This window comes from Microbacterium pumilum (assembly GCF_039530225.1).
GTDB classification, from domain to species: domain Bacteria; phylum Actinomycetota; class Actinomycetes; order Actinomycetales; family Microbacteriaceae; genus Microbacterium; species Microbacterium pumilum.
Window position 1 is genome coordinate 2,077,440 of the sequence record NZ_BAAAOH010000001.1, and the last position, 13,490, is coordinate 2,090,929.

12 protein-coding genes are annotated in these 13,490 nt (G+C 70.1%); 10 read left to right on the plus strand and 2 right to left on the minus strand.

The window, feature by feature from the left end; genetic code table 11:
* Genes ABD188_RS09080 through ABD188_RS09090 form a run of 3 tightly spaced genes read left to right on the plus strand, consistent with a single transcriptional unit; the run spans position 1 to position 2,973 of the window.
* Positions 1–675, plus strand: a complete 675-nt coding sequence (locus tag ABD188_RS09080; RefSeq protein WP_344060830.1) for a response regulator transcription factor — start codon at positions 1–3, stop codon at positions 673–675.
* Positions 665–1,912, plus strand: a complete 1,248-nt coding sequence (locus ABD188_RS09085; RefSeq protein ID WP_344060833.1) for a sensor histidine kinase — start codon at positions 665–667, stop codon at positions 1,910–1,912. Before ABD188_RS09080 ends, ABD188_RS09085 begins: the two co-directional genes overlap by 11 nt.
* Positions 1,909–2,973: a hypothetical protein gene (locus tag ABD188_RS09090; RefSeq protein WP_344060835.1), complete on the plus strand. Its 1,065-nt coding sequence runs from the start codon at positions 1,909–1,911 to the stop codon at positions 2,971–2,973. Before ABD188_RS09085 ends, ABD188_RS09090 begins: the two co-directional genes overlap by 4 nt.
* Before the next feature lie 283 nt (positions 2,974–3,256).
* Here ABD188_RS09090 and ABD188_RS09095 read toward each other — a convergent pair whose 3' ends face one another.
* Together ABD188_RS09095 and ABD188_RS09100 are read right to left on the minus strand one after the other, a co-directional pair.
* Positions 3,257–3,484: an acyl-CoA carboxylase subunit epsilon gene (locus ABD188_RS09095; RefSeq protein ID WP_344060837.1), complete on the minus strand. Its 228-nt coding sequence runs from the start codon at positions 3,482–3,484 to the stop codon at positions 3,257–3,259.
* A complete protein-coding gene (locus ABD188_RS09100; RefSeq protein ID WP_344060839.1) occupies positions 3,481–5,070 on the minus strand; it encodes an acyl-CoA carboxylase subunit beta in 1,590 nt (529 codons plus the stop codon). Before ABD188_RS09100 ends, ABD188_RS09095 begins: the two co-directional genes overlap by 4 nt.
* Positions 5,071–5,274: 204 nt before the next feature.
* On the opposite strand from ABD188_RS09100, the gene ABD188_RS09105 reads away from it, so the two are divergent.
* The 7 genes from ABD188_RS09105 (at position 5,275) to ABD188_RS09135 (ending at position 13,425) form a co-directional block, all read left to right on the plus strand.
* Entirely contained in the window at positions 5,275–7,530 is a 2,256-nt protein-coding gene (locus ABD188_RS09105; RefSeq protein WP_344060842.1) for a serine hydrolase, read from the plus strand.
* Positions 7,531–7,549: 19 nt separating this feature from the next.
* Complete coding sequence (locus ABD188_RS09110) at positions 7,550–8,347, plus strand: biotin--[acetyl-CoA-carboxylase] ligase (protein ID WP_344060845.1); 798 nt, start codon at positions 7,550–7,552, stop codon at positions 8,345–8,347.
* 74 nt (positions 8,348–8,421) lie between these two features.
* On the plus strand, positions 8,422–8,976 hold the full coding sequence (locus ABD188_RS09115) for a PH domain-containing protein (protein ID WP_344060848.1): 555 nt from the start codon (positions 8,422–8,424) through the stop codon (positions 8,974–8,976).
* Between the two features lie 90 nt (positions 8,977–9,066).
* Entirely contained in the window at positions 9,067–10,203 is a 1,137-nt protein-coding gene (locus tag ABD188_RS09120) for a 5-(carboxyamino)imidazole ribonucleotide synthase (protein ID WP_344060851.1), read from the plus strand.
* Positions 10,204–10,330: 127 nt separating this feature from the next.
* The gene (gene purE / locus ABD188_RS09125) at positions 10,331–10,798 is read left to right on the plus strand and encodes a 5-(carboxyamino)imidazole ribonucleotide mutase (protein WP_344066972.1); all 468 of its coding nucleotides are present in this window, start codon (positions 10,331–10,333) and stop codon (positions 10,796–10,798) included.
* Positions 10,795–12,240: an LCP family protein gene (locus tag ABD188_RS09130; RefSeq protein ID WP_344060853.1), complete on the plus strand. Its 1,446-nt coding sequence runs from the start codon at positions 10,795–10,797 to the stop codon at positions 12,238–12,240. Before purE ends, ABD188_RS09130 begins: the two co-directional genes overlap by 4 nt.
* Positions 12,241–12,300: 60 nt before the next feature.
* Positions 12,301–13,425: a glycosyltransferase gene (locus tag ABD188_RS09135; RefSeq protein ID WP_344060856.1), complete on the plus strand. Its 1,125-nt coding sequence runs from the start codon at positions 12,301–12,303 to the stop codon at positions 13,423–13,425.
* Positions 13,426–13,490 lie beyond the last annotated feature (65 nt).

The following is a 13,490-nucleotide window of genomic DNA, read 5'->3' on the forward strand; positions in this document are numbered from 1 at the left end:
ATGACCCGCGTGGCGCTGATCGACGATCACGAGTCCGTGCGGCTCGGACTCGAGGCGGCGTGCGCGCGGGCCGGCAAGGATGTGGTCTTCTCGGGCAGCAACGTCACCGAGTATCTCGATTGGCGGGCGTTCAGCGCAGGGCTCCCCGCCGACGTCGTGGTGCTCGACCTGACGCTCGGCGACGGCACCACCGTGACCGAGAACGTCAGGCGACTCGTCCGCGACGGGTCGAGCGTCATCATCCACAGCGTCGCCGATCGACCGGCCGCGGTGCGCGAGGCGCTCGCCGCCGGCGCCGCCGGGATCGTGAGCAAGGCGTCGCCGATCGGCGACGTCATCGCCGCGATCGCCACGGTCGCCCGTGGCGAGCCGCTCAACAACGTCGAGTGGGCGAGTGCCGTCGAGGGCGACCGCGCGTTCGCGGACGCGCAGCTGTCCGCGCGCGAACGCGATGTGCTGCGTCTGTACGCCGCGGGTCTCCCTCTCAAAGTGGTGGCCGACCGGCTCGGCGTGGCCTACTCCACGGCCAAGGAGAACATCACGCGCGTGCGGGTCAAATACGTCGAGGTAGGGCGCCCGGCGCCCACGAAGGTCGACCTGCTCCGGCGCGCGATGGAGGACGGCATCCTCGCGGAGCCCGCTTCCGATCCGAGAGGGCCGGCGGGTGACGACTGAAGCGCCCAGCGCGGTCCTCGACAACGCGTGGGGGCACATCCCCCAGACGCGCGAGTCCACCGCCGGAATCGGCTCGTTCACCCAGACCCGCGTCGAGCGGATCATCTCGCTCGTAGCCGGATTCGGCTCGCTCGTGCTCGGCACGCAGGCATTCGTCGCCGCGCTGGGACCCCACGACGAGATCCCCGGCTGGCACACCCCGCTCATGGTCGCGGTGTTCGTGCCGCTGACGGCGATGATCCTCGCGTGCATGATCGGCTGGGCGGTGCACCTCACCGCAGGCATCTTCGCGTTCGTCTACGTGGCGGCACTCGCGGTGTGGCCGATCGCGACCGCCGGCACCATCCCATCGTCGACGGCCGAGCCGTGGATCTGGTACCTGGTCAACATCGCGACACTCGCCGCCGTCCTCGCGTTTCCACTGCCCCTGCAGATCGTCTGGACGGTGCTCGCACCGCTGCTGTTCGGCCTGGTGCGGCTCATCCAGGGCGGGTTCGCGCGGGACTTCTGGTTCTCGGTCGCGCTCGACGTGTCGTTCGCCCTGATCCTGGGAGGGGTGATCCTGACGCTCGGCTGGCTGTTCCGCTCGGTCGCCGCGAATGTGGACGAGACGCGGGCGCGCGCGGTCGCGTCGTACGCGCAGGCGGCGGCCGCGGATGCCGCAGAGCAGGAGCGCATCGCAGTGGCAGCGCTGATGCACGACAGTGTGCTGGCCGCGCTCATCGCCGCCGAGCGCGCGGAGACTCCGCGCGAGCGCACCCTCGCGGCCGGCATGGCGCGCGAAGCGCTGACGAGGCTCGCCAATACCGAGCAGGACGCCGGGGAAGGGCCGGATGAGCCGGTCGGCGCCGCCGCCGTCGCAGACGCGATCGAGGCCGCGGCACGCGAGCTCGGCGTCGACCTCACGATCGCACGGTCCGTCGGACCTGGTGCGCCGACCATCCCCGGGCGGGTCGCCCGGGCGCTCACGCTGTCGGCGACGCAGGCCGTGGCCAACGCGCTGCAGCATGCAGAGGGCAAGGGGCTCGCCGTGTCGGTCGCGGCGTCCTACGGCGAGCTGAGCATCGAGGTCCGCGACACCGGACCCGGGTTCGACCTGGGCGAGGTGCCGGACGACCGGCTCGGCATCCGTGCGTCGATCTTCGCGCGCGTGGCCGCGATCGGAGGCACCGCTGACATCGACAGCGGCGAGCGCGGCACCAAGGTGCGGCTGGTGTGGCGCGGGGGTGCGCCATGATCAGCGTCCGCAACGTGCTCGTCGGCCTCGCGATGGCTTTCACGGCCTACCTCGCGGCCCGGGGACTGTGGTGGACGGGGCCGGTGCCGGTTCAAGAGCCGATCGTGGTCATCGCAGCGCTCGGGCTGTATCTCGTCACCACCTGGCTGTGCCTGTTCTGGGAGCCGTTGCGTGCAGCGCCGAGGGAGGTCGACGGTTCACTCCCGCCTGGCGTTCCCCGTGGCCCGTCGAAGCTGCCCGCGATCGCCGCGGCGCTCGCCCTGGCGTGCGCCTTCCTCGTGCCGAGCGCCATCTCGGTGGCTGTGGGACCCGCATCCCGCACGGCATCGTTCGCCACGTGGTACCTCGGCGGCATAGGCGCGCTCATGACGATCGTCATCGTGCGCCGCAGGGCGTGGACCGCGTGGATCGGCATCGCCGCATTGGGAGTCGCATCCATGATCTGGATGGGGCCGGCGAACGCCCTCGGGCTCGGTCTGGTGGGATCGGTGGTGTGGGTCGCCTCCGCGCAGCTGCTCCTGCGCTCGATGGATCGGGCTGCTCGCGACACCGCGCGACTTGCGCAGCTGCAGCGCGCGGCATCGGCCTGGCAGGCGTCGCAGGTCGGCCGCCAGCGCGAGCGCCGTCTCCAGGTGCAGGAGGCGCTCGAGGTCGCAGGTCCGGTGCTCGCCCGGACGGTGTCGTCGGGAGGTGTGCTGAGCGCGGAGGATCGCCTCGAAGCCCGGCTCGCGGAGGGACGCCTGCGCGATGAGATGCGCGGTCCGCGCCTGCTCGACGACGACGTGCGCACCGAGCTCGAGCGCGCACGCCGCCGTGGGGCGAACGTCACCGTGCTCGATGAGGGCGGTCTCGACGGAATGGACGAGGAGTCGCTGGCCATCATCCGCGCACAACTCGCCGACACGCTTCGGTCGGCCAGCTCCGACCGCCTGTACATCCGCACATCGCCCCATGAGACGGTCGCCGTGACGGTCGTCGGTCGCTCCGTCGCGGGCGCGGGATGGAGCGACGAGGACGCCGTCGACCTGTGGCGCGAGATCGCGCATCCGCACGTCGACTGAGGGAGCTCGGAGACAAGCTCGCTCCCCGTCCCGGCGGGGGAGGGGAGCCAGGGCGGGGAGCGGAATCGAAGGAGGCGAGGGGCGGCGAAGCCGCCCGCCCCTCGCCTAGCGGACGGTTACCCGAAAACCGTCCGCGTGGCCGAACCTGAGATCTCCGCAGAGCGTTGATCAGGTCAGCCGAACGCAGAAGCGTTCCAGCGGTTCAAGTATGCAAGGGGGGTGTGGGCCCCGTCTGTAGGTATTTCGGGGGACATGCCGCCACGAAATGAACTCATGACGAGCGCTACCCTCCCCATCGCCCCCAGCCGAGTTCGCGGCGCAGCGGTTCGCGCAGCGACCGCTGCGACAAAGCCCAAGCGCTGCGCTCCTGCTCATCGTCGACGACCGCGTCGGCGAACTCGCGCGCATACGACTCACTGACCACCGCGATGAGCGCGGCGAGCTCATCATCGGCAGGCGCGCCGCGGCGCACCTCGATCGTGAGGTCGTCGTCAGGTTCCGCTTCGCTCACAGCGGGATGTTCCCGTGCTTCTTCGGCGGCAGGGTGGCGCGCTTGCCCCGCAGCGCGCGCAGCGCCTTCGCGATCGAGACGCGCGTCTGCGCCGGTTCGATGATGCCGTCCAGCTCACCGCGTTCGGCGGCGAGGAACGGCGAAGCCACGTTGTAGGTGTACTCGTTGGCGAGTCGCGTGCGGACGGCGGCGACATCCTCGCCGGCGTCTTCGGCGCGCTTGATCTCGCCGCGGTAGAGGATGTTGACCGCGCCCTGCCCGCCCATCACGGCGATCTCGGCGGTCGGCCAGGCGAGGTTGATGTCGGCGCCCAACTGCTTGGACCCCATCACGATGTACGCACCGCCGTACGCCTTGCGGAGGATCACCGTCACCAGCGGCACGGTTGCCTCGGCGTACGCGTAGAGCAGCTTGGCGCCGCGCCGGATGACGCCGGTCCACTCCTGGTCGGTGCCGGGAAGGTAGCCCGGCACGTCCACGAGCGTGACGATCGGAATCGAGAACGCGTCGCAGAACCGCACGAACCGGCTCGCCTTCTCGCCGGCCTCGATGTTGAGGGTTCCTGCCATCTGTGACGGCTGGTTCGCGATGATGCCGACCGAGCGGCCCTCGATCCGGCCGAATCCGATCACGATGTTCGGAGCGAACAGCGGCTGCACCTCGAGGAAGTCCTCGGAGTCGACGATGTGCCGGATGACCTCATGGATGTCGTACGGCTGATTGGCCGAGTCGGGGATGATCGTGTTGAGGAAGCGGTCTGCATCCGTGGTCTCGAACTCGAACGGGCTCTCGTAGACCGGGAGCTCCGCCATGTTGTTGTCGGGGAGGAACCCGAGCAGCGTGCGGACGTAGTCGATCGCATCGTCCTCGTCTTCGGCGAGGTAGTGGGCTACGCCCGAGCGGGTGTTGTGCGTGTAGGCGCCGCCGAGCTCCTCCATGCCGACATCCTCGCCGGTGACGGTCTTGATGACATCCGGACCGGTGACGAACATCTGACTGGTCTTGTCGACCATCACGACGAAGTCGGTGAGCGCCGGGGAGTACACCGCGCCGCCGGCGGCGGGGCCCATGATGATCGAGATCTGCGGGATCACGCCGGACGCCTTGGTGTTCAGGCGGAAGATCTCGCCGTACTTGCCGAGTGCGACCACGCCCTCCTGGATCCGGGCGCCGCCGGAGTCCAGCATGCCCACGATCGGGATGCCGCTGCGCAGCGCGAACTCCATGACCTTGATGATCTTCTCGCCGGCGACCTCGCCGAGGGAGCCGCCGAACGTCGAGAAGTCCTGCGCGTAGACCGCGACGGTGCGGCCGTGGATCGTCGCGACGCCCGTCACGACCGAGTCGCCGTACGGCCGTGACTTCTCCATGCCGAACGCAGTCGTCCGGTGGCGGACGTATTCGTCGAGCTCGACGAAGCTGCCGGCGTCGACGAGCAGCTCGATGCGCTCGCGCGCGGTGAGCTTGCCCTTCGCATGCTGCTTGTCGTGCGCCGTCTTCTCGGCGTCGACGACCGCCTCCTGGTAGCGCGCTCGCAGGTCCGCGATCTTTCCGGCAGTGGTGAAGAGGTCCGGCTGATCGGTCACGCCTCCACCCTATCGGCGGAGATACGGCAACCGTTGGAGGGTTCGCACAAGGGCCTGCGGCATCCGCTGTCGTAAGCGACGGATGCCGCGGGCCCCAGTTCTCACGGGGGTCTCATGTGCGCCGCACGGCCCGAGGGGTAGCGTCGGAGGTCACCGGATGAAGGGGTGCGGCGAATGGGACCTGGGCGGTTGAGGCGGACCGCGATGATCCTCGCTCCGGTGCTGGTGGTCGCTCTGCTGCAGTCGGTGGGGACCGGCGCCGCGGCCCAGCAGGCGACGCCGACCCCCATTCTGAGCTCGGCTCCCGCTCCCACCGGCACCCCGACCCCCGCCAGCACCCCGTCGCCGACGCCGACGCCGACGCCGTCGCCGTCGCCGTCGCCCTCAACGACCCCGACGCCGACGCCGACATCGACTCCCACGCCCACACCGACGCCCGTACCGACCCCCACGCCGGCACCGACGCCCACGTCCGTACCGACGCCGACGCCGTCGCCCACACCGTCGTCCACACCGACACCGTCGCCCACACCGACACCGTCGTCCACACCGACACCGTCGCCGACGCCCACCCCCGACGTCGCGCCCCAGGTCGATCCCAGCGGCGCGCCCCTCGCGGTCGTCCCCACCACCGCCCGGATCGCAGGGGCCGATCGCTACGCCACGACCGTCGCGGCATCCCGAGCCGCGTTTCCCGATGGCGCCGACACCGTCGTGATCACCGAGGGCACCTATCCGGTGAGGGGGATCATCGCCGCCGCAGTGACCGGGACGCTCGATGCCCCGCTTCTCTACGTGCAGCGCACGGCGATCCCCGGGGTGGTTCAGACCGAGCTGCGCCGTCTCGCGCCGCAGCGCATCGTCGTGATCGGCGGCACCGACGGCGTGTCGGACGCGGTTATGGCCGCCCTGAAGCCGTACGCGGCGACGGTGTCGAGAGTGGCGGGCGCCAACCGCTACGGCACGTCTCAGGCCGCGATGGCCTCGCTCGGGCGCCAGTTCACTACCGTGTACGTCGCGTCGGGGGCGAATGACCTCCTCTCTCCGCTCGCCGCAGCCGCGGCGGCACGGACGGACCGCGGGATGCTGCTGGTCGACGGGCTCAGGACCGCTGCCGACGCCGCGACGATCGCCGCACTGCGAGGCGTCAACGCCCAGAGCGTCGTGATCGTCGGTCCTGCCACGCGTGTCAGCACGTCGTACGAAGCGTCGCTCCGCGCGGCAGGATTCGTCGTCAAGCGCCTGAGCGGCACCGACCGGTATACGACTGCCATCCTGCTGGCGAAGGAGTCGGGCGTCGCACCCCAGCGTGCGATCACGGTGAACTCCCTCGTCGCCGCGGCCGTGCCGATCGCCGCGGCCCTGGCGAGTGCGACGCACCAGCCGCTGCTGTACGTCCTGCAGGAGTGCGCGCCCGATTCCATCGCTGCCTACCTCGCGTCGGCGCGGCTGCCGATGACCGCGGTCGGCGCTGTGAGCTCGGTGGGCACCGATACGCTCGCCGGGCGCTCGTGCAGCGCGGTCAAGGCGCAGCGGGAGTTCGACCTGCTCTCCGCCATCCGCGCCACCGCGGCGCAGTATGCAGGCACGTATCAGGTGACCGTGCGGCAGCTCGGCGGTATGAACGAGACCGTGAGCCTGTCAGGCGGCTTGCCGCACGAGCCCGCGAGCATGATGAAGATCTTCGCGGCATGGGCCGCCCTCAAGCTCGTCGAGCAGAAGCGCGCGAATCTCTACGGCATCCTGCCTTCCGGGGTCCCGCTGAATGTCTGCATCCACACGATGATCCATGTCTCGGACAACTACTGTCACAGCGACATCGTCCACTGGATCGGCATCGCGAACATCAACAGCATGATCCGCTCGGCGGGCTTCACCGGGACGTACTACGGAACGGTCGCGCCGGGAGTGAGCGTGCTGTACGCGGGCAACAGGACGACGACGAACGATCTCGCCAAGATGATGTCGCAGCTCGTCGGCGGCTCCGCACTCTCGCGGTCGTGGTCCGATTATCTGCTGAACGAGATGCGCGGCCAGATCTGGCGCTCGAGGATCGCATCGGGCATTCCTCCGAGGGTCGACCAGGCGAGCAAGCCCGGTGCGCTGTGGCTGACGTCCGGGCTCCTCCAGGCCGACACGGCGGTCGTATGGAGCAACAAGGGCACGTACGCACTGTCGATCATCGGCGACAACGGTCCGCCGCAGGCCGCCCTGCGTGCCATCTCGCGGACGGTGTACGAGCATTTCAACGGTGCTTTCGGAGCAGCGGCCTCGTATCCGGTGCAGCAGATGGTCACCGTCGAGCCGACGTGGGTGAGAGCGTCGCCGGGCGGCACGGTCGTGACCACGGCGCCCTCGGGCACGCCCATCCAGGTGCTCGACGCGGTGCGCGATTGGTATCTGATCAAGTGGGGCACCCGCGAGCTGTACATGCACTACTCGGCGCTGCGCAATCGATGATCGACGGTAGCGTGTCGACATGACGGTTCCACAGCAGGGGTATCCGCTTGCCGCAGCGATCAGCCCGCGCGTGCAGGTCATCGAGACCACCGATTCGACCAATGCGGATGTCATCGCACACGTCACCTCGGCCCCGAACGAGTGGCCGCATCTGTCGCTGCTCGTCACGACCGACCAGCGTGCCGGCCGCGGTCGCCTCGACCGGACCTGGACCGCGCCCCCCGGCACGGCGCTCGCGGTGTCGGTGCTCGTTCTCGTGGGCGGCATCCCGCCCCACATGCGCGGCTGGATTCCGCTGGTCGCCGGGGCGGCGATGACCCGCGCCGTAGCCGCCCAGCTGCGGGGCTCCGGCCACACCGCGGGCCTCAAGTGGCCGAACGACGTTCTCCTGGACGGTGGCAAGCTCTGCGGCATCCTCGCCGAGGTGGTGCCGGGCGAACCCGATGCCGTCGTCATCGGCGCAGGGGTGAACACCCGGATGCCGCGCACCGACCTGCCGGTCGAGACGGCCACGTCGTTCGAGTCCGTGGGGCTCCAGGCCGATGAAGATCGGCTGCTCGCGGACTTCCTGCTGAGTCTGGACGAACAGCTCACCGCGCTCGCCACGGCGGGCGGCGACGCTGCCGCGGCCGGCGTACTCGGCGAGGTCGAGGCGCTGTGCACCACGATCGGCAGCGACGTCGTGGTGTCGCTTCCCGACGGGACCAAGCTCGAGGGGCGCGCGCAGCGACTCGACGTCGAGGGCAGGCTCGTCGTCAGCTCGCCCAGCGGCGTCGAGACCCCTGTCTCTGCGGGCGACGTGGTCCACGTCCGCTGATCGCACTTCGAGTGGTGTTTCCCCGCGTGGCGTGGGAAGCGCGCGTGTCGGGCGGGGCGCTCCACAATGGGGGGATGACGCAGCCGACGAGCTACGGCGGTCGGCCCTTCATGCCGGCACCGGGAGCTCCTGCGCCGGAGCTGCGAGTTGCGCAGTTCCGAGGCCACGCGCGTCGGCTTACCTGGTCGGCGCTGGTCCTCATCGCGGTGGCGGGCGCGTGCGGCTGGTTCTACGACAATCTCCCCGCGCCGTTCGAGAACTGGATGATGTTCGCCGCCGCCGGGGTCGTGGTGCTGCTGCTGGTTCTGCTCCCTTTCTTCGCGTGGTGGTCGCACCTCTACACGATCACGACGCGTCGCGTGATCGAGCGGTCCGGTTTCCTCGCCCGAAGGCGTCGAGAACTCGTCCACGTGCGCGGATACACGATCCAGGTGCGTCGCGGCATCCTGCAGCGGATGTGGGGTGCCGGCACCTTGACGCTCTCGAACGGCGTCGATCAGCCGATGCGCCTCGCGAACATCCCGAGCGTCGGGCTCGTACACGAGGCGCTCGTCGACCAGGTCGAGGTCAACCAGATCCTCGCCCACCGCGACGCTCAGGCGCTTCCGCCCGCACCTCCCACGGAGTGAGCCGGTCGCACGACCGAGCGCGACCTTCGCCGAGACCGCGGCACGGCGGCCGACCGCGTGAGAGATGATGGTGGCGGCGAAAGGAGCGGCATGGCGCTGCGAGTCGGAGTGGTCGGTGGCGGGCAGCTGGCGCGCATGATGATCGCACCTGCGGTCGAGCTCGGCGTCGAACTGCGGGTGCTCGCCGAGGAGGAGGCCATGGCCGCATCGCTCGCCGCCGTCTCGGTCGGCGACTACCACGACGCCGAGATCGTTCTCGCGTTCGCGAAGGATGTGGATGTCGTCACGTTCGATCACGAGCACGTCCCGCAGGAGGTGCTCAGCGCGCTCGTGGCGGCCGGGGTCGCGGTCCGGCCCGGACCCGGCGCACTGCAGTTCGCGCAGGACAAGCTCGCGATGCGGGCCCGGCTGGGCGAGCTGGGCATGCCGCAGCCGGAGTGGGCTGCGGTGACGGACGCCGCCGGCCTGCAGGAGTTCATCGACGCCCACGGCGGCCGGGCCGTCGTCAAGACTCCGCGCGGCGGCTACGACGGCAAGGGAGTGCGCGTCGTCAGCGCCGCGACCGAGGCCGACGACTGGTTCGCGACCCTCGCCGAAGACGCGCGGGGAGGTGCGCTGCTCGTCGAGGAGCTCGTCGACTTCGCACGCGAGCTCGCGCAGCAGGTCGCGCGGCGCCCATCCGGGGAAGTGCGCGTGTACGACGTCGTCGAGACGGTGCAGCGCGGGGGAGTCTGCGCCGAGGTGATCGCGCCGGCTCCGCATGCCTCCGAGCGCCTCCGCGAGGTGGCGGCCCAGGTCGGCGTCGGGATTGCGGACGGACTGGATGTCGTCGGGATGCTCGCGGTCGAGCTGTTCGAGACGACCGACGAGCGTCTGCTCGTGAACGAGCTGGCGATGCGGCCGCACAACAGCGGGCACTGGACCCAGGATGGCGCGATCACAAGTCAGTTCGAGCAGCACCTGCGTGCGGTGCTCGACCTGCCTCTCGGTGATCCGACGGGCACCGCCGAGTGGGCCGTCATGGTCAACATCCTCGGCGGCCCGGTCGAAGGCACCCTCGAGGACCGCTTCCCGACGGCGATGGCCGCTCATCCCGGTGCGAAGATCCACACGTACGGCAAGCAGCCGCGCCCCGGCCGCAAGGTCGGTCACGTCAACGTCTCGGGTGACAGCCTCGACGATGTCGCGTACGAGGCACGAGCCGCGGCATCCGTCTTCATCGACTGATCGGTCGCCGAGCCGCTCGCGCAGACTTCGGTGCGCGTTGTTGCCGGGAACTTTCAGCCTCGCGCCCTAGCCTGGTCGGGTGACCCGACCGCTGCATTCCTCGGACGAGCCTCTGGTCGGCGTCGTCATGGGCTCCGACTCCGACTGGCGCGTCATGAGCGACGCCTCTCAGGTCCTCACCGATTTCGGCGTGGGGCACGAGGTGGAGGTCGTCTCGGCGCATCGCACACCCGACAAGCTCATCCGCTATGGGCGTGAGGCACGCGCGAGGGGTCTGAAGGTGATCATCGCCGGGGCCGGCGGCGCGGCGCATCTGCCGGGAATGCTCGCGTCCGTCACGGCTCTACCGGTGATCGGCGTGCCGGTGCAGCTCGCAACGCTCGACGGGCTCGACTCGCTGCTCAGCATCGTGCAGATGCCTGCCGGCATCCCGGTCGCGACGGTCTCGATCAACGGTGCCAAGAACGCCGCTCTGCTCGCGGTGCGTATCCTCGGCGCCTCCGACGAAGCCACGGCCGTCCTCGTCGAGAAGTACGCCCTCGATCTCGAGGGGCAGGTCGAGGAGAAGAACCGGCGGCTCAAGGAGTCGCTATGAGCGTGATGAGTCCGCCACGGCCCACTGCCGCGCCCCGCATCCCACGACACGTCGTCGAGGAGCGCCCGCTCCGCTACCCCGACACCGGCTCGCGCGAGGTCATGACGCGGCGCGGGTGGTGGTTGGTCCTGCTCAACTTCCTCATCCCTGGCTCGCCGCAGGCGGTCGCGGGCAATCGGCGGCTGGCGCGCATCGGCCTGGGAACCACCCTCGCGATGTGGACGTTCGTGATCGTCGGGCTGCTGTGCGCTCTGCTGTGGCAGCCGGTCTTCCTCACCATCGCGACGAACTGGTTCGCGCTCCTCGCTGCCCAGATCGTGTTCGTCGCCTACGCCGCGCTGTGGGTCGTCCTCACGATCGACGCGCTGCGCCTGGTGCGCCTGGTCAAGACGGGAAGGCTCGCGCGCTACGCGATTGCGATCGTCGCGGTCATGCTGACGGTGGTCTCGAGCGGCGGCGCCGTGTACGCCGCGAACATCGCCGGTGTCACCCGTGACACGCTGGCCTCGATCTTCGGGGTGAGCGGACCTTCGGTGCCGCCGTCCGACGGCTATTACAACGTCCTGCTGCTCGGTGCCGACAGCGGGGTCGGCCGCGACTCGATGCGATTCGACAGCATCTCTGTCGTATCGGTGAACGCCACCACCGGCGCAGCGACGATCACCGGCATCCCGCGCGATATGCCGGGCTTCCCGTTCGCCGCCGGACCGATGCAGGACCGCTACCCGGACGGACACACCGGTCATGCCGACCCGAGCTGCGGGTGGGGAAGCGGAATCAACCAGCTGCGCACCGAGGTCGAGATCTGCCAGGACGGCGATGCGCTCTATCCGGACGCCGTCGCAAACGGGTCCGCCCCAGGCATCGAGGCGACCAAGGATGCCGCGGAGGGCATCCTCGGCATCGAGATCCCGTACTACGTCTTCCTCGACATGCATGGCTTCGCCTCGCTCGTCGACGCCCTCGGCGGCGTCGACATCACCGTCGAGGAGCGCCTGCCCGAAGGCGGCGGGCCGGCGTATGAGGGGCAGCCCGCCGAGGAGTGGGCCATCGGCTGGATCGAAGCCGGCCCTCAGCACATGAACGGCGACACCGCGCAGTGGTACGCCCGTTCGCGGTACACGACGGACGACTTCGATCGGATGAAGCGCCAGCGCGTCCTGCAGGAGGCGATCCTCACGCAGTTCACGCCGCAGAACGTGCTGAGTCACTTCCAGGATGTCGCGACCGCCGGTGCGGACATCGTCCAGACCGACCTGCCGCAGTCGCTCATCCCGACGCTCGCCGAGCTCGCCGTCAAGGCGAAGGAGCAGTCGGTCGCGACGATCGAGCTGACTCCCGAGGGCGGCGTCGACGAGTACACGCCGGACTTCGCTTACGTGCAGCAGCTCATCTCGACAGCGCTGCACCCGCCCACGCCGAGTCCCGACCCTGCACCCTGACGTCCGCGTCGGCCAGGTCGGGCCGCGAATCCGGCGCCGAGCCTGGGTAGGCTCGAAGCCATGACGGCGACGCTTCGAGTGATGCTGGACCAGCTCGTCGCTCCGACCGAGCCCGACCTCGCCGAAGCCTCCCGCGAGCTGGCGCGCGCGCTCGTCCTCGGTGCTCCTGCAGGCTGCGAGGTCGAGGCCATCGCACCGGCCGGGGGGCAGGGAGACCTGTCGGACGTGCCCGGGTTGGCGGGCATCCGTCGCACCGCGCTCCCGAGGCGTGAACTCTCCGGGGCGCTGCAGCTCGGTGTGGGCACCGGAATCGGCGGTGGCATGATCCACTCGCCCTCCCTGTTCGCACCCCTCGTGCGGCACGACCGGGTGCACGACCATGACCAGACCGTCGTCACGGTCTGGGATCTTCGGCCCTGGGAGGCCGCCGATGAACTGCCGCGCGGCGCGGCCGGATGGCATCGCGCGATGCTCAAGCGCGCGGCGAAGCACGCCGACGCGGTCGTCGTGCCGACGCACTCCATCGCCGCGCGCCTGGCCGAACTGGCCAAGCTGGGGGACCGCATCCGGGTCATCGCGGGGGCTGCTCCCCTCTCATTCGCCGTGCCCGCCGACGAGGTCGGGCGTCGTCGGCTCCTCGACCTCCCGGAGGGCTTCATCCTGCTGAGCGGCGGCCCCGCGCATTCCGATGGGCTCGAGGCGGGATTCGGTGCGGTGGGTGCATCCGGCATCGACCTGCCGGTCGTCGTGATCGATACGCCGGACGGCCACGAGCCGGCGGTCGCCGAGCTCGCCTCGGCAGCCGGGATCCCGGAGCGGAGCCTCCATGTGCGGGGTGCTCTCGAGGCGCCGGACCGCGCGGCGGTATTCGGCGGCACGCTTGCGTTCGTCGCGCCGTCGCGTCGCGCGGCATTCCCGTGGCGCGTCGTCGACGCGCTGACGCTCGGCGTGCCGGTGATCGCCGCGCAGTCTGCGGCGCACACCGAGGTGATCGTCGACGGCGGTGAGGTCGTCGAGGCGCCGGACGCGCCGCTGCTCATCGAAGGACTCGCGGACGCGCTCCATCGCGCGCTGGCGTCGACGGCGGCGGCAGACCGTCTCGCGGTGCTCGCGGGCGACCGCGGCCGGGCGTTCTCGTGGCGTGAGGCGGCAGACCGGGTGTGGCAGCTTCACGCCGATCTGTAATCAGCGCTTGACCGCGAGTTGCCTGACACCCGCGTGTCGCAGCCGCGAATCTGCGCCGAATGTTG